Here is a 22,132-nt window from a genome sequence, read left to right on the forward strand (position 1 = left end):
TTGCTCGTTAAGAGCATATTCTATTTTTTTAGGGGCACAAGAATTATCTTCAGGAGTTTCAGCTTTACGCCATTTAAATATGGTTTGACGAGAAACACCATAACGTAAGGCTAATTGCTCAATACTTAAGTTCAGATTATTTTTAATTTCTTGACGAATATGTATATTTGTCTTGGCATTGGAATGATAGATTTGTTGCATAATTATTTTTATTTGTCGTAAAACAAAAATAATCAACTATTTTATTTCCAGCCCTTTCAGCGAAGTGAAGGCGAAGCCGAAACGAAGCTGAAAGGGCTTTATTGCTATCAACAATGTTGTGAAACTTTACACCTATAGGTTACATTATCCAAAATAATTGTTCTGTAGTCTGCGCCACCGGGAACTTTATGTTCTTCAGGAAATTGATTTACTTTGAATCTTTTCGGCCAGATTTGTAGAACATCCTTTCTAAGTCTAGCTTGCCCAGTAACTGTAAAAAAAGTTGGATAATTCTCGTAACTGCCGAAACCGTTTTCATCAATTAATATTCCATAATCACCATCTTCGCTTTGCCAGTTCCCAATTAATTCGGGATTAACTTTTGTAACATTCTTTTTACATGATGTAAAAGACAATAAGAGAATTGAACTCAGGATAAATATTAGTTTCATAGCAATGTAAAACTATGTTTTTTTTCTTTAAATCCAACGATTATTAATATAAAATTAAATTTTACGCCTAATTTTTTGTGCAAATGTCTGATTCTATCATGTCTTTTAACAATACCAAAGTGTTTTTTTACCAGTAGATTAAATATTGCCCAAAATAATTCTTGCTCATGAAATGGCAATCATATCAAGTTACTAAGGTCTTAGAATTGAAAAAGCCAATTTTAGACACATTGAATTATTAATAATTTTAAGATTTTTTATGGTAAAAAGACCTTTAAAACTCCTATTTTTGAGGCTTGTTCTTGACAGAAGAGTTAAAAATGTCAAAAACAATAATTTGTAACAAAACGGTTAATTTTATTTATTGAGTTAGCAAAGTTCACGAGTTAAAGAAGATCGAATTAATAATGAGAGCATTATACTTAAAAGAATTACGTAGTTTTCTTAGTTCAATTATTGGCTATATTTTTATCGCTATATTTTTGATTTTGAATAGCTTATTTTTATGGGTTTTTTCATACGAAACCAATATTTTGGAAGGCGGAACCGCTGATTTGCGTTCGTTTTTCTCAATCAGTCCCATTATTTTTCTAATCTTAATTCCAGCCATTACTATGCGCTCTTTTAGTGAAGAAAAAAGAACGGGAACAATTGAATTATTATTCACAAAACCAATCTCAGATTTAACAATAATTCTTTCTAAATATTTAGCAGGTGTAACACTAGTTTTAATATCAATTATACCTACCTTAATTTATTATCTAACGGTTCATTTATTAGGTGAGCCTGTTGGAATAATGGATGACGGAGCAACAATGACCTCGTATTTGGGCTTGTTTTTAGTAGGCGCTTGTTTAGTGGCTGTCGGCATTTTTGCTTCGAGCATCACAGATAGTCAAATTGTTGCATTCATTTTGGCGATGTTCTTGTCTTGGTTTCTTTTTTTAGGTCTCGATTTATTAGCGGTTTACAGCCAGTTTGGAGGATTAGATTTGGTGTTTAGAAATCTTGGGATTATGGAACATTACGAATCCATTCAGAAAGGTGTGCTTGATACCCGAGATATACTCTACTTTATAAGTTTTACAATCGTATTCATTTTAGCTACCAAATTAGTTTTACAAGCGAGAAAATGGTAAATATGAGCAAGTCAAAAACAAATAGCGCAAAAAGAGATATAATCAATTTTATTGGAATATTCGCGATCATTATTTTGGTTAATTACGTCTTGTCTTTCTTTATAGGACGTTACGATTTAACTGAAGACAGCAGACATTCATTGTCTCCAAACACGAAGAGATTATTGCAAGATAAATCAATCTTAAAGGACCGCATTTTTATTAAAATATACCTTGATGGTGATTTACCTGCAGATATTAAAAAAATTAGAAATTCAATACAAGAAAAACTGGATGAATTTATCGTTTATGCAGGAGATAAAGTGCAGTACGAATTTTTTGATCCAAATGGTGATGAGAATGCTGATGTGAATTTGCAAGTGCAAAAAATGATCTATGAAAATGGTGTTCGACCAACGGATATCCAAATCATTAAATCAGGAAAAGCCGAATTAAATACCATCTGGCCTGGAGCCGTTATTGAGTATAAAGGCAAAACTGTCGATCAAATTCAGTTTTTTAATAAACGATTGATTCATGCGAATGACGATACTAGAGGTTTGGCTGATCGCGCAATAAATAATATAGAATACCAATTAATTAGTGCTATTCGTAGGGTCGCAGTTGAGGGAAAAAAAACTGTTGCCTTTTTAGGTGGGCATGGTGAATTAGATGCTTGGCAAACTGCAGATGTAAGAGACGGTTTGAATCGTTTTTATCAATTAGAGGATATTGAAATAAAAGGGCAGTTGAATGCTTTGGATGGGATTGATGCTTTGGTAATCGCGCAGCCTAAAGAGGCTTTTAATGAACAGGATAAATTTATTATCGATCAGTTTATAATGCGAGGAGGAAAAACACTTTGGTTTGTGGATCCTTTAGAAATTAATCGTGATTCGTTATATTATACCGGTCAAACATTTGGGATTACTCGTGATTTGAATATCGAGAAAGATATGATTTATAAGTACGGAGCGAGATTCAATACCAGCCTCATAATTGACAAAGTTTGTACTCCTCTTTATATTCCAGGGCATCCTAAAAATGTAGTAGATTGGTATTTTTACCCATTATTACAAAGGTCAACACATCCGATTACAAAGAATATTGACCCAATAAAGTCTGAATACTCAAGTACCATTCAAATTGTGAATGAATCGGATAAGGAAGTTAGAAAGACAGTTTTATTGCATACGTCAAATAATTCACAAGCATTAAAAGCACCTGTACGAGTCAATTATTCGGTTGTGGATATCGAGCCTAAATTCAGTACCGGTGAGGCTGAATTTCCCGTAGCAGTTATGATGGAGGGTAAATTCACTTCTGCATTCGAAAATAGGTTGCCTGAATCTTTTACTAGTTCATCTGATTACAAAACAATTTGGAAAAGTGATTCAACATCTATGTTGGTCGTTTCAGACGGTGACATCATTAGAAATGAAGTGGAAACGCAAATGATTGAAGGTCGACCAAAATATAAAGCTATTCCAATGGAAGTAGATATTTTTGGGGTGATGAATCCTAATAATACGCCGCGATTTGTATATGGAAACAAAGATTTTGTTCTCAATGCGATCGATTATATGTTAGACGATTATTCATTGATTGATGTACGTGCTAAAACCATAACGTTGCGCACATTGGACATGACAAAGGTGAATGAAGAAAAAGATTTTTGGAGATCAATTAATATTGGGTTACCATTAATTTTTATTCTTGGTTTGGCGTTCACGGTTTTCCTAACAAGAAGAAAAAAGTATACTAAAAATTAATAGTAAAACTAGAAAATGAAGAACTTAAAAACCATAATTATTATTGTATTGGTAGCAGTATTGGGGTATTTCGCATATTCGCTAACACAAAATAAGGCAGGGGCTTCATTGGCGAAAGAAGGTTTGTCTGAATTTGCTATTCCAGATACAGCAAGCATTGATAAATTGATTTTGACAGATACTGAAGGTAATGCAGGGATCACTTTAATTCGTTCAAGTAACGGATGGGAATCACCAGATAAAGAATGTGTTCAGCAACATATGGTGCATTTAATGTTGAATACTATTAAATACATTAAAGTTAAATCTCCTGTGTCTGAAGGATCAATACAAACTGTCAATAAAAGTTTGATGATACACCATAAAAAAGTGGAAATTTACCAAAATGGTAAATTAGCTAAAACATGGTTTATTGGTAATCCAACACAAGATCAATACGGAACGTTTATGTTGCTGAGTGATGGAGATAAAGGGCGTTCACCAGAGCCATTTATTATGTATTTACCAACGATGCATGGTAATCTTGAACCTCGATTTGTAACTGATCCTTTAGAATATGAATGTTCGGGAATATTTAATTACGATCCGGAAAACATAGCTGAGGTAAAAGTTGAAATTAGTAGTGATACATTGGAAGGTTTTCAAATCAACGCGTTAGCAGATAATGTTTTCGAGCTTAAATCAGAGTCTGGTCAAAAAATAGAAGGGTTTGATACCTTAAAGGTTCGTGATTATTTAATAAACTATAGAAAGGTTCATTTTGAACGACACAATTATATTCTTGATCAAAAAGGTGTCGATTCATTATTACAGGTTACTCCAATGCAAACCATAACTGTTAAGTTAAAAACAGGTGAATCAAAATCAGTTAAACTATACCGTAGAAAATATGACTATGATAAACTTGGTCTTGATGGAGAGTTATTAATTTGGGACCAAGATAGGTTATGGGTTGTGCTAGAGGATAATACTTTGGTTGCTGGTCAATACCATGTCTTTGGTAATCTAATGCAAAACCTAAATTATTTTAAATTGGAAAGCTATTAACCTTTTCTGGTTTATAGAGTTTTAGACTGTTTCTGCTGATTTGTTAATAAATCCGTATCTTTGCAGAGCGAAAAAAATACCATATGAAAGTTTATTTGGACAATGCGGCGACCACTCCCATGGCGAACGAAGTTATTGATGCAATGGCTGAAATGATGAAAAATCATTTTGGAAATCCATCTTCTACACATGCTTTTGGCAGAGATGCTAAAGGTGTAGTTGAAGTAGCGAGAAGAACAATTGCTAAGATAATTGGAGCTGAACCAAAAGAGCTTATTTTTACTTCTGGTGGAACGGAAGCAGATAATATGGCAATTACTTGCGCTGTGAATGATTTAGGGGTAGAAAGAATCATCTCTTCACCAACTGAACATCATGCTGTAGGCTACTGTATTGAAGGGGAAAAAGACTTTGAAGTGGCTTATGTAGATTTGACAGAAACAGGTCAGGTTGATTACAATCACCTTGCAGAATTATTAAAGTCTGATAAAAAAACATTGGTTTCTTTGATGCATGCAAATAATGAAATCGGTACCTTATTAGATTATAAAAAAGTAAGTGAATTATGCCGTGCTAATGGTGCACTTTTTCATTCTGATACTGTGCAAACAATGGGACATTATAAAATTGATGTAACCGATTTTGGAGCTGACTTTTTAACTTGTTCTGCACATAAATTTCATGGGCCTAAAGGCATAGGGTTCTTATTTGTTAATAAAAATTTAAGACTGAAACCTTTTATTTTGGGTGGTGGACAAGAGCGAGGATTAAGAGCTGGAACTGAAAATATGAGTGGTATTGTTGGACTTGCAAAAGCTTTTGAGTTAGCAAACGAAGACGTTGAAGGTCACCAAAAACATGTGCAAGAATTGAAATCATATATGATGGATGAACTTAAAGCGAGAATTCCAGATGTGAGTTTCCACGGTGAAGTTGATCCTGATAAGAGTTTATATACGGTACTTAATGTATGTTTTCCAGAATTTGATAATAAATCGATGTTATTATTCTTGTTAGACCTTGAAGGAATTGCTGTTTCAGGTGGTTCTGCATGTAATTCGGGTGCAAGTACAGGTTCTCATGTACTTCGTGGAATTAATGCGAATACAGATCGTCCAAACGCTCGTTTTTCTTTTAGTAGATACACAACGAAAGAAGAAATCGATTATAGTTTAGATAAAATTGAAGAGATTGTTGTAGGTAAATTGGTCAAAGGATAATTTGCAGACTTGTCAGTTTAAAACCAATTTCTACATTGGAATCTTATTGATATTCACATCAACTCCATCTTATTTGTGTTGACATCATTTTGAATAACTTTTTTTAACATCTAGTTTAAAATATTGATTGTATTTTGCAATGTACCTAACTTTTGTACTATGAAAATACTATCGCCAATCAGTCTAATATTATTTTTACCCTTCTTAAGTTTCTGTCAAAATCAAGTTGAAATTGATGAGGATAATAGCGTGAAATATGATCAGGAAATTCTTGATTATATGGCGAAGCATCCGCAAAATGATCAGCCAAGTATATCGTTAGGAACTCCGGGAAATGGAAGTTTGAAGAACGGGAAATTATTACCGTTTTATGGAGAAAATCACACTTATTTTGACAAGAAAAGTTATCTCGCTGGTAGGGCATTCTTGAATAGCTATGTTTTAAATCTGGCTTTATCTGCCTACGATAGTCTTTTTGTAAAATACCCAAATAGAAAATTCGGGATAATGGAATGCGCCAATCAGCATGGAGGAAAACTCTATCCTCATCGGACACACCAAAATGGCTTAAGTATAGATTTTATGATGCCGCTTTTAAAAGATGGTCAGCCTTATTATGGCGCAGATTCCTTAGGCGTGCAGCACTATTTAATGGAATTTAATGACGATGGAAAGCTTCTAAAAGACCAGTCCATTGAAATTGATTTTAATTTAGTAGCAGAGCATATTTTAATACTTGCAGAGAAAGCTGATGAAGAAAATATGAAGATTGAAAAGGTGATTATTAAAATCGAGTTGAAAGACGAATTATTTGCGACGGATTACGGAAAGAAACTAAAGGCAAGTGGTATTTATGTGGTGAAAGGATTGACGCCATTGGTGAATTCATTGCATGATGATCATTTCCATATTGATTTTAAATTGTAAATTAATGCATGCAAGCATCATAAAGGATTTTTTTGCGCGTTATCTTAATAATTGAAACGATAGGCCTATGAATTTTAAAAATGTATTACTCGTATACGTCTTATTCTCTAGCCCATTTGTTATGGCGCAGAATGAAAAAATTAGTTTTGGTTTTGAAGTTACACCTGCAATAACTGATTGGCGGGCTCAAACTAACGAAAATTATCCTTTCCCTGGAATATCATTCGCAAGTCAGGTAAATGGTAAGTTTGGAGGTTCAATAGGTGTTTATTCTGCCTATGGAATATCTGAAAAAATAGAAATTTCTTTAGGTGTAAATTATTATTTGAATGGTGTAAAAACGAATAAAATTGACATCTTTATCCCTCCCTTTTTAGAGGACGATCCGGCCATTCCAGATGTTGTTTGGAATGCTTACAACATTCATTTTGTTACAATTCCGTTACGTGTAAAGTATAATTTTTTACCATCATTTTATATTCGGGGAGGTGGTGATTTTGCTTATATTGTTGATTATAGAGTTGTGAGTTATCAACAGTTTCCTGATGAGCGAAAAAGAACAAGTCAATCCATAGAAAATGTTGATTATAATAAAATTAATATTAATGCGAATTTGGGAATAGGTTATCAGTTTAAAATTTCAGACCGTATCTTGGGTTATGTAGAACCATCTTTTAATATGAGTTTTATGAGGTTAGTAAAAGACGTGCCTTTAAGTGAATATCCTTATTATGTGGGATTGACGATAGGTAGCCAGCTGAAGTAGACAATAATTTTATTCCCAGCGTGTACCAATAAGACTTATAGGGCTCAAAGTTTAAAGATTGAAATTTAAAACATCCAGGACGATTGTCTCAAAAACTATGTGCATTTGATTTCTGCACAATCATATCACCATGGCTTCATGAGTAATAATTGACCAGAAACATTATGATTTTACATTTTAAGACCCCATAATTTAATCATCTCACTAATATCATACATACTTTACTTCACAAAAAAAGCAGCTCCGTTTCCGAAGCTGCTTTTTACTTATTCTAATCGAATACTATTGTTTGATAATCGGTCTTGTTGCCGTATTGTTCTCTGAAATTATTTTAACGAAGTACATGCCGTCAGCGACATCTGTTAAGTCAATTTCTCTTTGTAAATAACCATCAGGATTATTTGCGCCAATTACTTCTCTGTGCACAATTGCACCCAATCTATTGTGAACTTCTAATTGAATATTTTCACCTTTAAAATTATCAAGGTTTATATTAAATACACCTTTTGATGGGTTAGGATAAATATTAAGATTGAAGTTTTCTTCGTAATCATCAACTGAAAGTGCATAATCAACAGTGAAACTATATTTCATATAAGCTCCAAAATCAGTTGTGAATGTTTCAATCATTCCTCCACCAACTTCTCTTAATCTGATAAATCCTGAAGTTTCACCTGAAGCCCAGAATCCAATTCCATCATGATCACTATCTGTTAACTCTAAAGTATAACAACCCGCAGGTAAATCTAAAGTATCTTTATATTCTGTTGAGTTGGGTAAATCTGTTCTTGAATAAACAATTTCTCCATTTTGGTTTCGGATGTAGATTTCGTTCTCACGTGCTGCATCATTTGTTTTAAACCAAACATAAAAAAGATCGTTGATAACAGGTGTAGGTGTAAATTTAGACGTATAAACATCGTTATTGCTATACTCATCAACACCGCCGTTTGGTGAAGATATTTTAGCGCTAAATGTTGTTAATCCTTCAAAGTCATACCACCAATCTGAGGTAATTGGAATTTCAACCATTTCTTCTTCTAAGAAAGCTAAATTACCAGTCCAATCTATCGTGACAACGTTGTCATATCCACCAATCCAAACGCTAATCTTCGCAGAAGTTAAATTTTCACTTCCAGTATTCTTAATCAATATGCGTGGATTTTGACAAGTCGGATTCCATTTACTGTAGTATTCCCATTCGTTAGGATTTAGAACATCAATCACGGCTGCATCTAAATTAAAATTAGCTTCACCGTAAGTAACTAAATGCATTGCAATAACATAGTTGCCATTGCCTTGCGCTGGATCTCCAGCAGGTACATCCTCAATATCATAATCAATTGAAGCTACAGAACCAGGCGTTACAAATGCAGTAATATCTGTCTCATGCTCAGCTACAATATCACCAGGACACCAACCTTCACGTGCATATGGCCATGTTCCACCTTGACTGATGTTTGGGTTTTCACCACATTCAACTTCTTGCCAAATTTCCCACGTATCGCGCAATGATCCGTCAACTAATAATTTGTGATCACGACCAACACCATTACCCCACTCACAACAGTTGTTCGAACCATTATGACCGTGACCGGTAATTCTAGATCGTACTTTGAACATCTTTCCTTCAGGATCGATATCTACTTCTGTAGCAGATAAAACATCGTCATTATCTAAATCTTTATATAAATAGCTTCCAAATCCATCCCATAATTGTTCAATGCCTAAGACATCTCTTGGAGGTGTTCCTTCAATGAATAAGAATTTAATATCGATTAACTCTTGCGTATTGTGTGCAGCAAAATCAACATCTCCTGCTAGTAAAGATTGGTAATCTGTAATGTCATAAACATACGTAAATCCATTTGGTCCTAAATCGAATCCAATTCCATAAGGTGTAATGAATCTTCCGATTTCAAATCGTTCAATCACCTCAAATGGCTCTTCATAATAGGTTAAAGTTTCATTCGTTGTAGTGAAGTCGGCTTCGTGTAAAGTCGTAGAAATTATCTCACCATCCACATCATACGTATTACTATTTCCAACAGGATAAAACGAATTGATTGAAGCAATGTTAAAACGTCTATCACCCACTTCATATTCTAATACATCAATTGGATCAACCATCACCGCATCTTCTACTATCGCTGAATCTAATTCGCTGGTAAATGTTCCTTGTACGAATACGATATCAGGACGTGTTTCACTCAATTGAAACGGCATATGATCAACATCATCAAACTGAACCATTCCTGGAGTTGACAACATAGCTACGTGATTGTTTCCACTTCTATCGATCATCGCAGGAACTTCATCAAAATCATAATAAGCAACCAAGTCCGCATAATTAGGATGCGAAGGATCAAGTTTTCTATCTTTCCAATCGTTGATTACAGCAAGGGGTAATTCTTTATCCCAAATTCTGAATTCATCAATTTTACCAGCCCAGTTATTGTCATTATTGATATTCGATCCAAGGATGAATTTAGTGATTTCAGCAATAGATCTATTCTTATCTGAACCTGAATGCCATAACGATCCGTTTTTATAGATTTTCATGTCACCAGTCGTTTTATTTTTGGTAAATGCCCAATGAACCCAGTTGTCTTCAAATTCAGCAGCAGTTGCTAATTCATCGATTCTATCATAACCCGTTTCATCACCAGCATCCCAATAGATACGACTGTTACTCCAAGGGAAATGAATATTGATAACACGTTGGTTACGGTTATTTACAGCTTCTAAAATACTCGTGTTGACTGGCAACAAATCCGCATCACCATTCGACCAAAATGAAATACTAATTTCATCTCCGAAAGTAACACCGTCAAAATCTAACTGTGCAAAATCACCCGCTTCAATATTTAAATAACCGTACTTAACATTACTACTAATCACAGCATCAAATCCAACAGGTGTTGCTTTTAATACATTGTCTGCTGCATCAGCTACTAAGTTTTCAAATGAAATATCGACTAAGACATTAGAGGTGCCATCAAAATTAAATGGATATGTTAAATTTAAAGTATTGATTCCTGTTGCTAAAAATTCAGTTGAACGATCATATACAGTCATCCAATCTTCATCATCAAAATCAGTTAAAACCATTGCTGGTGTATGTTTCATTTTTATTACCAAACGACCCATTTCAGCGCCTAAAGCGTCAACATCGAATCGTAATTTAGCGATTTCACCAGCTGTTAAACCTGCAGCAATCAATTCGGTATTCAACCATAATAATTGCGAATGTTGTGCGCGGTTACTCGTGCCAAATGGCTCAACTGATGTACTTGAAGCATCTCCGATTGCAAAATCAAGATCTTCTTCTTCAGAATAAGTAATGAATCTTTCGTATCGTTGATAATAGTGAAAATAAGGATCCTCAACATAAGCGATAGTTTCTAAAGCATCACCATCAACTAAATAACGATCTGTGTTTACTTCAACTGAATCTAAAAGACCTGTATGTCTGAAAATATTCGAATAAGCCAAATAATCCCATTCTCCACAATTATAACTGTCCCATGGGGTTAATGGTGAACATTTGATATTATAATACATCAAAACTTTTTCGAATTGCTTATCTTCTAATTCGGCAGGAAAAGGGAAAATTGCTCTTCTTGTTGAAATGCTGTCATAAGTGAAAGTCTGGACCACAGTTGTGTCTTGACCAAAAACAGTAAGGCATAAAGATAAGCCTAATAGCGTAAATAGATTTTTCATATTTAAATTTAATTATATTCAAATTTAGCAATTTTAAATCGATTTAGGTACGAATATTCAGCTTAATGTTGGGGAGACATTATTGGGTTTTTATAAGTTTGATTAGCAGCAAAACCCATCCAATTATCATTGCTGTTCCACCAAATGGAACGATGTGGACAAAGTTGGTTAAACCTGGTGTCATTTCGTGAAAAGTGTAGGTGTAGATTCCTCCAGAGAATAATAAAATTCCTATTAAATTGAACCAAAAGAAGCCGTTCAGTTTAAATTTTAAATGTGTTGCATTTAAACCAACAACTAGTAATCCCAAGCCGATATACATTTGATATTTAACACCTTTTTCAAATGTGGCTATTAATTCTGCAGATACAGTTTTTTCAAGTGAATGGGCTGCCATTGCTCCAAGAATGATGGAAAGTAGAATTAAAATAGTGCCGGTAATTGTGATCTGTTTGTTCATTAGGTAGTTTTCAATAATTGTTTCGCGTTATCTCTAGCTGCTTCTGTGATTTCTTCACCACTTATAATTTGTGCAAGAACATTGATTCTTTGTTCAGTATCAAGTGATCGAACGGCAGAAGTGGTTTTGCCTGAAGAATTCGACTTGGCAACGTGCAAATGATTTTCAGCTTTGCCTGCAACCTGCGCCAGGTGGGTAATAGAGATGACTTGTAAATGTTTGCTCATCGCTAAAAACTCGTTGGCTATTTTAGCTGCTACTTCTCCGGATACACCCGAATCAATCTCGTCAAAGATTAAGGTTGGCAAGTTTTTAACTTCGGCTAGGATAGATAAAACACTCAACATCAAACGCGATAATTCGCCGCCAGATGCTACCTTTTTTAATGGAGAGAATTGACCGCCTAAATTCGTTCGAACGAGGAAAGTGACTTGGTCAAAACCGTAAATAGATAAATTATCAGTATTGCTAATATCTACCTTTATCGCAGCTTCAGCCATTGCTAAATGACCTAATTTACTATGAATTGCTTTCTCTAATTTTGGTGCAAAGGTTTTTCTTGATTTACTGATAGCTAGTGCCTTCTCTGTAAGCGTTTTTTTATTCTTGTCAATGCGTTCTTTTAAATCAGATAAACTATCTTCAATTGAATTTATATTGAGAATTTTCTCTGAAATCTCATTTTCTAATTCGATTAGCTCTGCTATAGTGTGAACGTTGTGTTTGTATAAAAGTGTATTGATCAACTCCATCTTTTCATTGATCAACAAAATTTCTTCAGCTGTGAATAAGTCATCATCATTTAATGCGCTCAATTCGTTTTCAATATCGTCTAATTCGATTTTTACACTCAATAAACGACCATGTAGACCTGCATAAATCGGATCGATAATTTTTATCTTATCAAAAATATCAATGAGTTGTTTCAATCCTACAATTGGACCTAATTCATCATTGTCTAAAATTGAGACAGCATTTGACATCGCATCTTTAAGCTGGGTAGCATTTTCAATTTTAACTGATTTTGCTTTCAATTCTTCAAAGTCGATCTTGTTCAATTGGGCATCTACCAATTCTGTTGATAAGAATTCAAGATAATCCTTCTCCTTTCGGTTTTCCATTTCCTTGACAGAAAGTTCTGCCAATGAATTAATATCATGTGTATACGATTTGTATAGCTTTTTATAATCTGCAACTTTTTCTTGAATGCCCGCAAAATAATCAAGTACTTCCGTTTGAAATTCTGTAGTGAAAAGTGAAAGTGATTCGTGCTGAGTATGAATTGATATTAATGAATTACCGATGTTTTTAAGCTGTTGTAATTGAACTGGTGTATCATTAATGAAAGCACGAGATTTTCCTTGTGTATTAAATTCACGACGAAGAATACAGCTATTGTCGAAGTCTAGATCTTCCTCGTCAAAAAACGATTTTAAATTCAATTTACTGATGTCGAATTCTGCCTCGAGGACACATTTTTGGTCTGAATGACTTAAGGCTGCGTTATCTGCACGCTCACCCAATAATAAGTTCAATGCTTTTAATAAAATAGATTTTCCCGCACCAGTTTCACCTGTAATAGCCGTGAAGCCATTTGATAGGTTTAGGTTGGCATTTTCTATTAATGCAAAATTTGAAATTTCTAATCGACGTAACATATTTTGACCTGATAAAGTTGATGTCAAAAGTAACGATTATCTGCGGAGAAAATTAGTCCGTTCGAATATAAAATGCGAGAAAGACTTATCCTAAAATTTCTTGGTATTTGGATGAATTAGATGGGTCTAGTCTTTTTAGAATGCTGACTGCTGCATTTTTCTCGGCAGTTTCGGCATCTGAAAAAAGATTTATTAATTCAGTTGACTTACTGGTGAGGAAGATGTAAATATTCAAAGAACCTGGTCGGGATTTTTGAATTTTGTCTAAACTTTGTAGAGAAGCCAAAACAGCTTTTCTTCCTGCTGCGAGGTCAGAGTACATTAAATCAAAACCTAATCGGTGATAATCGTAATAAGTTGTTCTAAGAGGACTGAATATAGGTTGAAGAACATTGTCTATCATCCAAAATCTATTTCTTCTGTTTCCAGAGCCAGATGACCAACCATCATCGCCAGAACTCTTCGCATTATTTGCAATTTGCTGCGCGGCTTTAAAATGAGGATCACCTCCATTTAGTTTAAAACTATCATAATCAAAACCTAGAATGATATAAGCATAGAACGATAAGATTGCAGATAAATTATCGCGGTATTGATAATTACTCATAGGTAAGATCGCAGAGTTTCTTAGATAAGTAAAAATCAAATCAGCATCCTCATGGTTGAAGAGTGTTGTATTATAGCTTGTATTATATACTGGGCGTGTAGAACGTATTTGTATTTTACCTTTAAACGATGTCGTCGTTGGTAAATCAGTTATGGTAATTTGGATATTACAGTTGATACGTTCTTCAATTTCAAAAATATCATTGGTCCATTTTGTATTATTCATGAAATCATAAATAGCACTTTCTAATTCTTTAAAAGTCTCTTTTTCAACGGGGCCTAGAGATAATGAAGATGAAGGGATAATACTAATTTGACAATTCAACTCTTGACTAAAAGTCAAGTATGAAAAGCAAGAAAATATAGTAAGAAGAATTAATTTTTTCATTCAATAATCGTTTCAATTTCGTCTAAAATATCAAGTATTACTAGACCTTTTTCTTTTAACTCAAATTTACGTAATTTATTGTTTTTTTGGATAAAAGTAACTTGATTAGTTTTATGGCCAAATCCTGCGCCAGGATCATTTAATGAATTAAGTATTAATAGGTCTAAATTTTTACGTTCGAATTTGCCTCTAGCGTTTTCAATTTCGTTGTCAGTTTCTAACGCGAAGCCAACTAAAGTTTGCGCATCTCTTTTGTTTTGTCCAGCCCAAGATAGGATATCTGGGTTCTTGACAAGAGTCAATGTCAATTCGTTTGATTTCTTTTTAATTTTCGATGTCGCAGGGGTCTCAGGGCGATAATCCGCAACAGCTGCACTAAAAATACCGAGATTAGCTTTAGGCCAAACTTCTTGAACGGCTTCGTACATCTCATTGGCACTTTGAATGGCAATGACATGAATGTTTTTATCCTTAACTGTAAAGCGAGTTGGACCTGTTACTAAATATACTACCGCACCCCGTTTAGCACATTCGTCAGCTAAAAGGATACCTGTTTTACCGCTTGAATGATTACCGATAAATCGAACAGGGTCTATCGCTTCGTATGTAGGTCCTCCCGTTATCAATACAGTTTTACCTTTTAAAACAGATTTGATGGTAAAAAAATCCTTGGCTAATTCTGCAATTTTTTCAGGTTCTTCCATGCGTCCTTGTCCTTCCAGTCCGCTAGCCAATTCACCATGAGTTGGTTCAATAATTCGAACGCCTTCTTTGGATAGTTTGGCTAAATTCTCTCGGGTAGAAAAATGAGTAAACATGTCTAAATCCATTGCCGGAGCGACCCATACTGGGCAACGCGCACTTAAATAAGTTGCTAAAAGCAAATTATCACAATTTCCAGAAACTAATTTTGATAGACTGTTTGCTGTTGCAGGAGCAATGATGAATAAATCCGCCCAAAGTCCTAATTCAACATGATTTTCCCATTCCCCTTCAGCGTTTTTGATAAACTCAATCGCAACGGGGTTTTTAGAAAGTGTTGCAAGGGTGAGTGGGGATATAAAATCACAAGAGGCTGAAGTCATAATTACTTTGATTTCAGCCTCTTGCTTAATTAAATTTCTTATTAGATACGCTACTTTGTATGCAGCAATGCTACCAGTAACACCAATTAGAATTTTTTTTCCGGTAAGCATGTTTTATTCTGCTTCTTCTCCAACTTCTCTTGAGTAAATGTTACCTTCTAAAAACTCTTGTATAGCAATTGAAACCGGTTTCGGTAAGCTTTCATAGAATTTAGAGATTTCAATTTGCTCTCTGTTTTCAAAAATTTCTTCTAAATTATCTGTAGTTGATGCAAACTCCGCTAACTTTCCAGTTAACTCTTCACGCATTTCACTACTAATTTGATTTGAACGCTTCGAGATCGCAATTAACGCCTGATAAATATTACCAGTTTGACCAGAGAAAGTTTCTAAATCTCTAGTAATAGTTGTGCGCTCAGCATTCGTATTTTTATAATTTATGCTCATGATAATTTATTTTGCTCCTTCTAATTTAAATAATTCCTTCTCTGCTTCAGCCTTGTTATTAAGTTGTTTCAACTCATTAAGCGCTTTAGAATCGGGGAATTGGGTGACAAAGGTACGATAACTTTTTATAGTATCATCTAGTCGCTTCAATTTTTTGTCATTTATACTGTTAATTGCTAGCTGATATTTGCTTTTAACTAATAAATAATAGATCTCTTCTTTGTATTTAGATTCTGGAAATTTAACCAACGTTTCATTCAATGCAACAACAGCTGCTTTATAGCGCTCCGTTTTATAATAAAGGTGTGCATATTCATATTGCTTCAATTCTAACTTGCCACGCAGATCATCCATAATCTGGTTACAGGTATCAATTCGATTGCTATTAGGGTATTGATCAATAAAAATTTGCATTTGATCCAATGCATTGTAAGTTTCTGTTTGATCCAATCTGTATTCTGGGGAATTCTTTACAGAGCACAAAGCACTTAAAAATAACGCCTCCTCAACATGTTTACTTGATGGGTATCGACGAATAAAACGTTTAAAATAATAACCTGATAGGTAATAATCTTCCATTTTATAGTTGGCCAAACAATAAATGTAAGAAATATGTTCACCTTCTTCCGTTAATTTGTAAAATTCAAGTATATCATCCAATAAGGTTATACATTTTAAGTAACTTTCCTCTTCGTAATATCTTAGAGCAGCCTCTTTCTTTAATTCGTTATCATTACTCTTAAGTACCTTTTTATAGGGTGTACATGATAACATTGTCAGCATAGCTACTATTGCAATGACGAATAATTTGGTATATTGCTTCATTATTTTTCTTTCCTTATTGTTTCGAAAATCTAGACAAAGATACGCTTTGATTTGTTAAAAAAAATTAAATTAGACATGAGTAAACGGTAAAATGTGAATAAAATTTTGTGATTAATTGGGTTTATCTCATTTTTCAATATAATTTCGCATTATGAATATGCATCCAATGGGGTGATAGAAAATTAAAATATGGCTTTAGATATATTTGAGAAGATTAAAGGGAATAGAGGACCGATTGGTCAACATGCAAAAGGGGTACACGGTTATTTTACCTTCCCTAAGCTTGAAGGACCAATAGGAAACAAGATGAATTTTAGAGGTACGGAGTGTTTGGTATGGAGTGTAAATAATTATCTTGGTTTAGCGAACGATCCAGAAGTAAGAAAAGCTGATGCTGATGCTGCAAAGGATTGGGGTTTAGCTTATCCAATGGGGGCAAGAATGATGACAGGTCAAACTTCAGAGCATGAAGCTTTAGAAGCAGAATTGTCTGAATTCATGCAGAAAGAAGATACTATTCTATTAAACTTCGGATATCAAGGAATGTTATCTGCAATTGATTGTTTAGTGGATAGAAACGATGTGATTGTTTACGATAGTGAGTCTCACGCTTGTATTATTGATGGTGTTCGTTTACATGCTGGAAAAAGATTTGTGTTCCAACACAATGACATGGAAAGTTTTGAAAAACAAATGACAAGAGCAACTAGATTGTGTGAACAAACTGGTGGAGGTATCATGGTTATTACTGAAGGAGTTTTCGGTATGGCTGGTGATCAAGGTCTTTTAAAAGAAATTGTTGAGTACCGTAAAAGTGGAAAATACAATTTCAGACTTTTTGTTGATGATGCACACGGTTTTGGTACTTTAGGAGAGACAGGAATGGGTACAGGTGAACATCAAGGTTGCCAAGATGGTATTGATGTTTATTTTGGAACATTTGCAAAATCAATGGCTTCAATTGGTGCTTTTATTTCATCGACAGAAGATGTTGTTGAATTCTTAAGATACAATATGCGTTCACAAATGTTCGCAAAATCTTTACCGATGCCCCTTGTAGTTGGTGCAAGAAAAAGATTAGAATTGTTGCGTACAGAACCTAAGCACAAAGAAAATTTGTGGAAAGTAGCAACAGCTTTACAAAAGGGATTAAAAGATGCAGGATTTAATCTTGGTCGAACAAATACTGCTGTAACGCCTGTTTTCTTAGAAGGTACTTTGGCAGAAGCAACAAATATTACTTTCGATTTAAGAGAGAATTATAATATTTTCTGTTCAATTGTGGTTTACCCAGTTGTTCCTAAAGATGTTATTATGCTACGTTTAATTCCTACTGCTGTTCATACGCTAGAGGACGTACAGTATACAATTGATACTTTCAAAATCATGCAAGAAGGATTAAAATCTGGAAAATATAAAGCTGAGGATTTAGCAAAAGTAGATACGGATAAATAATCCAATCAATTAACAATATAAAAAAGGAGACTGGTTTTTAAACTGGTCTCCTTTTTTGTTTTGTGATGCTTCTAAGGTTTGGGTTTCATAATTAGCCCAATATTCAGATTGGTATAATTATGCTGGTTTTCAGTGTTTTTAATTCGGGCTGACTCAAATTATTAGCTAAATTTAGATAAATAACTCAGCTATGAAAAATAAAATAATTACAATTTGTCTTACCTTTTTTCCTTTTGTAGCTTTGCAAGCTCAGGTAACTATCGGCGATTTAGAAGGGAATAATATCCGTGCAACAATTTCGAGTACAGGCGTTTTTTTTACTAATCCAGAAACTGACATTGGTTCAGGTTACGAATCACCTAAAGATAGCGGAAATCACTTGATTTTTGGCCATAATTTTTGGTTTGGAGGTGTAGATCCTGATGGAGTGTTAAGGGTAGCGGCCACAGGGTTTAGTCCAGAGAGTCAAGATGTTTATTCAGGCCCTTTACAGGTAGATGGCAGCGGTGAACCTCCAGCAGAACCTTTTGCGGAGGAAGTTTATATTGTATCGAAAAACGAAATTGATTTTCATATTTACAACCATGCAGCGCCTGGTTATGTGATGCCTCATGGAATTGAGTATTGGCCTGGTAATGGCGATGTGGATTTAGGCTTAGCAGAAACATTAGCCCCATTTCATGATTTTAACGGAAATGGAATTTACGAACCTGAAATAGGAGACTTTCCTATAATTAGAGGTGACTATGCAGCCTACTTAATCATGAATGACAATGGTGGAGAACATCACGGCACAGGTGGGGAACCCCTTGGAATTGAGATGCATTATATGTTTTACCAATACGAAAGTGTGGATGAATACATCAATAACACCACTTTTATTCATGCTAAAGTAATTAATAGAGGAAGTAATGATTTTTCTGACTTCAGGGTAGGAGCTCAAATGGATTTTGATGTTGGGGATCCTGCTGATGATTTTATTGGTACTTACCCAGTACATAATCTGATCTATGGTTATAATGGAGATTCGGATGATGAGTTGAGCATGTATGGGCCAGGGTATGGTGCTGATCCACCTGCTGTTGGCTTAATATCATTGAATAATAGAATAAGTGTTGGGGGATATTATGCAAATTTAGATGGAATATATCAAGACCCATCAGTGGATATAGAATATTGGCATTATTTGAATGCGAGATTGGTAACTGGCGAGCATTTTAAATATAAAGAGACCGATATTGATACCAATTTTATGTTTAATGGATATCCAAGTGCGGATGATCCAGATGAATGGACAGAAATAAATGATGTTAATTCACCAGGTGACCGTCGTTGTTTTATGGGCATAGAATCTGTTGTATTGGCGCCAGGTGAAGAGAAGTGTTATGATTTTGCAGTGATTACTTTTTCAGGAGCGGAGAATCATATTGAAAATGCCGCAGGATTGGTTGATTTGGCACCAGCTATTCAAACATTTTATGATACAAAACCTGATAGTTATTGTGAATATTATCTAGGGATTTCAGCATATAATGAGGTTGAAGAATTAGAAGTTTACCCTAATCCATCAAAAGGTTCGTTTACAGTTGACCTACAGGGCGAATATGATTTACAAATATTTAGTTTAGACGGTCGATTAATGCAAAGTGAATTTAAAGCCAACGACAAGTCTTTAATTCATACCAACCTTTCAATGGGAACCTATATGGTGCGGATTAACCAAGCTGGAAAAACGTATCATTCAAAATTGATTATCAATTAACAATAAAAAAAGGAGACTGGTTTTTAATCGAGTCTCCTTTTATGTTTTAAAATTCTTTAATTCTTACAATACCGACTTGCCAAAGGCGATCAATTCTTTGCCTTTTCTAGCTCCAACAAGTTTTGATTTAATTTCTTCGTTTACATCTAAAATGAATAAAGTAGGGTAGGCTTTTAAACCGTATTTTTCTGAGAGACGTTCTCCATCAGCATCTTTTTCCATATCCATTTTAAAATTGACGAAGTTGGCGTTAAAAAAGTCACCTACATCTTCTTTAACGAATTCTCTTTTGGCCATTATTTTACATGGACCGCACCATTCTGCATAAGCATCTAAAAAAATCAATTTACTTTCTTTTGCAGCTTTTTCCTTCGCTTCTGCCCAGGTTCCTTTAAAAAATTGAATCCCAGTTACTTCTTTTTCAACTGAAACTTTTTGAACCATTTGTCCAAAATCTTTAATCGATGTTTTAGCCGATACTGTTGTCATTCCTAAACTCAATATTCCCAAAAATAAGATGCTTCTTTTCATGTTTCTAATTTTATATTCTCTCTATTTAATGCTACCTTCACACAAAATCTATTTCAATGTATAAAAATATCGTTTTCTTGGACGGTATATCCCATAATACCATACAAAATGTTCAACATTTTTTGAAAAATTGGTATGATGCGAGTGATTATATAACCGTAAATACATCTGGTTCTACAGGAAAACCTAAAGCTATTCAGCTCGAAAAGCGCAAGATGATGAATTCGGCTCGAGCAACAGGTAAATTTTTCAATTTAAAAGTAAATGACACCCTATTGGTGAATTTATCGGCCGAATTTATTGCGGGTAAGATGATGCTCCTTCGTGGCATTCTGCATGAAATGAAAATTATAATTACTGATACCACGTCGAATCCTTTAAAAGCGCTGTCAATCAATGGTTTAAGTATCGATTTCGCAGCTTTTGTTCCCTATCAAGTTCAAGCAATATTGGCTGATGAAGAAACAAGAGAGAAATATATAGACATTAAAAATGTTATAATTGGCGGAGCGCCAGTTTCCGAATCGTTGGCAGAAGAGATCTATCAATTGCCAAATAATTCATTCGCTACGTTCGGCATGACAGAAACGATTTCACATATTGCATTGAAGAGATTGCAAGAGGGAAACGAATATTATGAATGTTTACCGAATGTCTCAATTCAGACTGATGAACGTGATTGCTTAATAATTAAAGCATCTGCGATTGTTGATGATGTGGTAGTGACGAATGATATTGTTGAGCTGAAAGAAGATACCCATTTTAAATGGGTAGGACGTTGGGACAATGTTATTAATTCGGCAGGTTTAAAATTAGTTCCAGAACTTATTGAGCAAAAGCTCGCACATTTATTGCCCAACCAAAGATTTTATTGCATCGGTCGACCGAGTGATAAATGGGGGCAAGAAATGGTATTAAAGATTGAGGGGATTGATTCGGTAATAAATACAACTGAAATTCAAAAGGAAATAAATAGTGTTTTATCATCTTACGAGCGACCGAAAGAGATAATATTGGTTGAAGAATTTAAAGAAACAGCATCGGGAAAAGTTATTCGTTGTTAGTCGTTCGAGGACGTTTTATACAAATACAGTAAGAGAACAAAATCATAACTGAAATGTCCCGCTATAGCATGCCATAAACTGAATTCCCTTGCTGACCAACCTAGAATTATAATGAATCCAGTGAGTAAAAGGGCAAAAAAACTAACTTTCCAATCCTTGATTGAGAAATAACCATGAATGGCAACAAAAAAGAAAGCGGTTAAGACAATGCCTAATAATGGTTGCAAAGCACCTCTAAAGAATATTTCTTCGCCAATACCAGCACAGACAGACAGGTAAAAGGCGCGCCATATCGTAATCTTAAAATTGATGAGTATTTTTTTGTATTTAGATAATGAATCCTCAAAATAAGGGTGTTCACTTATCCAAATTACTGCTAAACCGAAGAAGATTCCAATAGAAAGAAATGAAAATATCGAAAGAAATTGATCATTTTCAATTGTAAATAAATCGAAAAAATGTCTATCGGTAAAATACAATATCGGCCAAGCCAATAAGGGAAAAATAACCAAGGTGATTAATCCCATAAACCATAGTGATGAAAATAGCTTATTCAAACGGTTGAGGTATTGCGATTCAAATTTAGTTTTGATCTATAACAAAGGTGGGAATAAGTTTTATT

Annotated in this window: 20 protein-coding genes; 9 read left to right on the top strand and 11 right to left on the bottom strand. The window is 34.4% G+C overall.

Features of this window, described 5'->3' with window-relative positions:
- Both T367_RS22145 and T367_RS0111320 read right to left on the bottom strand, forming a co-directional pair.
- The coding region (locus tag T367_RS22145; protein WP_035843365.1) for a helix-turn-helix domain-containing protein at positions 1–201 on the bottom strand (201 nt) is incomplete at its 3' end.
- 107 nt (positions 202–308) lie between these two features.
- On the bottom strand, positions 309–653 hold the full coding sequence (locus tag T367_RS0111320) for a hypothetical protein (protein WP_027419949.1): 345 nt from the start codon (positions 651–653) through the stop codon (positions 309–311).
- A gap of 407 nt (positions 654–1,060) precedes the next feature.
- Here T367_RS0111320 and gldF point away from each other — a divergent pair, with 407 nt between their 5' ends.
- The 6 genes from gldF (at position 1,061) to T367_RS0111355 (ending at position 7,503) form a co-directional block, all read left to right on the top strand.
- A complete protein-coding gene (gldF, locus tag T367_RS0111330) occupies positions 1,061–1,792 on the top strand; it encodes a gliding motility-associated ABC transporter permease subunit GldF (RefSeq protein ID WP_027419951.1) in 732 nt (243 codons plus the stop codon).
- A 2-nt stretch (positions 1,793–1,794) separates the two neighbouring features.
- On the top strand, positions 1,795–3,543 hold the full coding sequence (gene gldG, locus T367_RS0111335) for a gliding motility-associated ABC transporter substrate-binding protein GldG (RefSeq protein WP_169736059.1): 1,749 nt from the start codon (positions 1,795–1,797) through the stop codon (positions 3,541–3,543).
- Between the two features lie 15 nt (positions 3,544–3,558).
- Positions 3,559–4,590: a hypothetical protein gene (locus T367_RS0111340; protein WP_027419953.1), complete on the top strand. Its 1,032-nt coding sequence runs from the start codon at positions 3,559–3,561 to the stop codon at positions 4,588–4,590.
- An 83-nt stretch (positions 4,591–4,673) separates the two neighbouring features.
- On the top strand, positions 4,674–5,810 hold the full coding sequence (locus tag T367_RS0111345; RefSeq protein WP_027419954.1) for a cysteine desulfurase family protein: 1,137 nt from the start codon (positions 4,674–4,676) through the stop codon (positions 5,808–5,810).
- 159 nt (positions 5,811–5,969) lie between these two features.
- Positions 5,970–6,737 carry a penicillin-insensitive murein endopeptidase gene (locus tag T367_RS0111350; protein WP_027419955.1) on the top strand — a complete coding sequence of 256 codons (768 nt, stop codon included), beginning with the start codon at positions 5,970–5,972 and terminating at the stop codon, positions 6,735–6,737.
- 67 nt (positions 6,738–6,804) lie between these two features.
- Positions 6,805–7,503, top strand: coding sequence for an outer membrane beta-barrel protein (locus T367_RS0111355; RefSeq protein WP_084274401.1), 699 nt, complete (start codon positions 6,805–6,807; stop codon positions 7,501–7,503).
- Positions 7,504–7,785: 282 nt separating this feature from the next.
- Here T367_RS0111355 and T367_RS0111360 read toward each other — a convergent pair whose 3' ends face one another.
- From T367_RS0111360 to T367_RS0111390, 7 genes are all read right to left on the bottom strand, one after another.
- Positions 7,786–11,229 (bottom strand): T9SS type A sorting domain-containing protein, encoded by a 3,444-nt coding sequence (locus T367_RS0111360; protein WP_027419957.1) that lies wholly within the window; start codon positions 11,227–11,229, stop codon positions 7,786–7,788.
- A gap of 79 nt (positions 11,230–11,308) precedes the next feature.
- Positions 11,309–11,689 (bottom strand): DUF423 domain-containing protein, encoded by a 381-nt coding sequence (locus T367_RS0111365; protein WP_027419958.1) that lies wholly within the window; start codon positions 11,687–11,689, stop codon positions 11,309–11,311.
- Positions 11,689–13,347 (bottom strand): DNA repair protein RecN, encoded by a 1,659-nt coding sequence (gene recN, locus T367_RS0111370; protein ID WP_027419959.1) that lies wholly within the window; start codon positions 13,345–13,347, stop codon positions 11,689–11,691. Before recN ends, T367_RS0111365 begins: the two co-directional genes overlap by 1 nt.
- An 85-nt stretch (positions 13,348–13,432) precedes the next feature.
- On the bottom strand, positions 13,433–14,341 hold the full coding sequence (gene porD, locus T367_RS0111375; RefSeq protein WP_027419960.1) for a type IX secretion system protein PorD: 909 nt from the start codon (positions 14,339–14,341) through the stop codon (positions 13,433–13,435).
- On the bottom strand, positions 14,338–15,537 hold the full coding sequence (coaBC, locus tag T367_RS0111380; RefSeq protein ID WP_027419961.1) for a bifunctional phosphopantothenoylcysteine decarboxylase/phosphopantothenate--cysteine ligase CoaBC: 1,200 nt from the start codon (positions 15,535–15,537) through the stop codon (positions 14,338–14,340). Before coaBC ends, porD begins: the two co-directional genes overlap by 4 nt.
- 3 nt (positions 15,538–15,540) lie before the next feature.
- Positions 15,541–15,867 (bottom strand): DNA-directed RNA polymerase subunit omega, encoded by a 327-nt coding sequence (locus T367_RS0111385; protein WP_027419962.1) that lies wholly within the window; start codon positions 15,865–15,867, stop codon positions 15,541–15,543.
- Between the two features lie 12 nt (positions 15,868–15,879).
- Positions 15,880–16,698: an outer membrane protein assembly factor BamD gene (locus tag T367_RS0111390; RefSeq protein ID WP_051568506.1), complete on the bottom strand. Its 819-nt coding sequence runs from the start codon at positions 16,696–16,698 to the stop codon at positions 15,880–15,882.
- Positions 16,699–16,887: 189 nt separating this feature from the next.
- Here T367_RS0111390 and T367_RS22150 point away from each other — a divergent pair, with 189 nt between their 5' ends.
- Positions 16,888–18,153 carry an aminotransferase class I/II-fold pyridoxal phosphate-dependent enzyme gene (locus T367_RS22150; RefSeq protein WP_035843393.1) on the top strand — a complete coding sequence of 422 codons (1,266 nt, stop codon included), beginning with the start codon at positions 16,888–16,890 and terminating at the stop codon, positions 18,151–18,153.
- A gap of 190 nt (positions 18,154–18,343) precedes the next feature.
- A complete protein-coding gene (locus T367_RS0111400) occupies positions 18,344–19,915 on the top strand; it encodes a T9SS type A sorting domain-containing protein (protein WP_027419964.1) in 1,572 nt (523 codons plus the stop codon).
- A gap of 63 nt (positions 19,916–19,978) precedes the next feature.
- Here T367_RS0111400 and T367_RS0111405 read toward each other — a convergent pair whose 3' ends face one another.
- Positions 19,979–20,446, bottom strand: coding sequence for a thioredoxin family protein (locus tag T367_RS0111405; protein WP_027419965.1), 468 nt, complete (start codon positions 20,444–20,446; stop codon positions 19,979–19,981).
- A 56-nt stretch (positions 20,447–20,502) separates the two neighbouring features.
- On the opposite strand from T367_RS0111405, the gene T367_RS22155 reads away from it, so the two are divergent.
- Positions 20,503–21,510, top strand: a complete 1,008-nt coding sequence (locus T367_RS22155) for an AMP-binding protein (protein WP_051568507.1) — start codon at positions 20,503–20,505, stop codon at positions 21,508–21,510.
- On the opposite strand, the gene T367_RS0111415 is transcribed toward T367_RS22155, so the two are convergent.
- A complete protein-coding gene (locus T367_RS0111415; protein ID WP_027419966.1) occupies positions 21,507–22,037 on the bottom strand; it encodes a CPBP family intramembrane glutamic endopeptidase in 531 nt (176 codons plus the stop codon). The two genes, T367_RS22155 and T367_RS0111415, sit on opposite strands and share 4 nt — an antisense overlap.
- Positions 22,038–22,132 lie beyond the last annotated feature (95 nt).

The sequence above is a fragment of the Crocinitomix catalasitica ATCC 23190 genome (genome assembly GCF_000621625.1).
Classification (GTDB): Bacteria; Bacteroidota; Bacteroidia; order Flavobacteriales_D; family Crocinitomicaceae; genus Crocinitomix; species Crocinitomix catalasitica.

Bases quoted from the DNA above. Each gene is read 5' to 3' on its own strand.
- T367_RS0111320 (WP_027419949.1), bottom strand. From the start codon at position 653: ATGAAACTAATATTTATCCTGAGTTCAATTCTCTTATTGTCTTTTACA.
- gldF (WP_027419951.1), top strand. From the start codon at position 1,061: ATGAGAGCATTATACTTAAAAGAATTACGTAGTTTTCTTAGTTCAATT.
- gldG (WP_169736059.1), top strand. From the start codon at position 1,795: ATGAGCAAGTCAAAAACAAATAGCGCAAAAAGAGATATAATCAATTTT.
- T367_RS0111340 (WP_027419953.1), top strand. From the start codon at position 3,559: ATGAAGAACTTAAAAACCATAATTATTATTGTATTGGTAGCAGTATTG.
- T367_RS0111345 (WP_027419954.1), top strand. From the start codon at position 4,674: ATGAAAGTTTATTTGGACAATGCGGCGACCACTCCCATGGCGAACGAA.
- T367_RS0111350 (WP_027419955.1), top strand. From the start codon at position 5,970: ATGAAAATACTATCGCCAATCAGTCTAATATTATTTTTACCCTTCTTA.
- T367_RS0111355 (WP_084274401.1), top strand. From the start codon at position 6,805: ATGAATTTTAAAAATGTATTACTCGTATACGTCTTATTCTCTAGCCCA.
- T367_RS0111360 (WP_027419957.1), bottom strand. From the start codon at position 11,229: ATGAAAAATCTATTTACGCTATTAGGCTTATCTTTATGCCTTACTGTT.
- T367_RS0111365 (WP_027419958.1), bottom strand. From the start codon at position 11,689: ATGAACAAACAGATCACAATTACCGGCACTATTTTAATTCTACTTTCC.
- recN (WP_027419959.1), bottom strand. From the start codon at position 13,347: ATGTTACGTCGATTAGAAATTTCAAATTTTGCATTAATAGAAAATGCC.
- porD (WP_027419960.1), bottom strand. From the start codon at position 14,341: ATGAAAAAATTAATTCTTCTTACTATATTTTCTTGCTTTTCATACTTG.
- coaBC (WP_027419961.1), bottom strand. From the start codon at position 15,537: ATGCTTACCGGAAAAAAAATTCTAATTGGTGTTACTGGTAGCATTGCT.
- T367_RS0111390 (WP_051568506.1), bottom strand. From the start codon at position 16,698: ATGAAGCAATATACCAAATTATTCGTCATTGCAATAGTAGCTATGCTG.
- T367_RS22150 (WP_035843393.1), top strand. From the start codon at position 16,888: ATGGCTTTAGATATATTTGAGAAGATTAAAGGGAATAGAGGACCGATT.
- T367_RS0111400 (WP_027419964.1), top strand. From the start codon at position 18,344: ATGAAAAATAAAATAATTACAATTTGTCTTACCTTTTTTCCTTTTGTA.
- T367_RS0111405 (WP_027419965.1), bottom strand. From the start codon at position 20,446: ATGAAAAGAAGCATCTTATTTTTGGGAATATTGAGTTTAGGAATGACA.
- T367_RS22155 (WP_051568507.1), top strand. From the start codon at position 20,503: ATGTATAAAAATATCGTTTTCTTGGACGGTATATCCCATAATACCATA.
- T367_RS0111415 (WP_027419966.1), bottom strand. From the start codon at position 22,037: ATGGGATTAATCACCTTGGTTATTTTTCCCTTATTGGCTTGGCCGATA.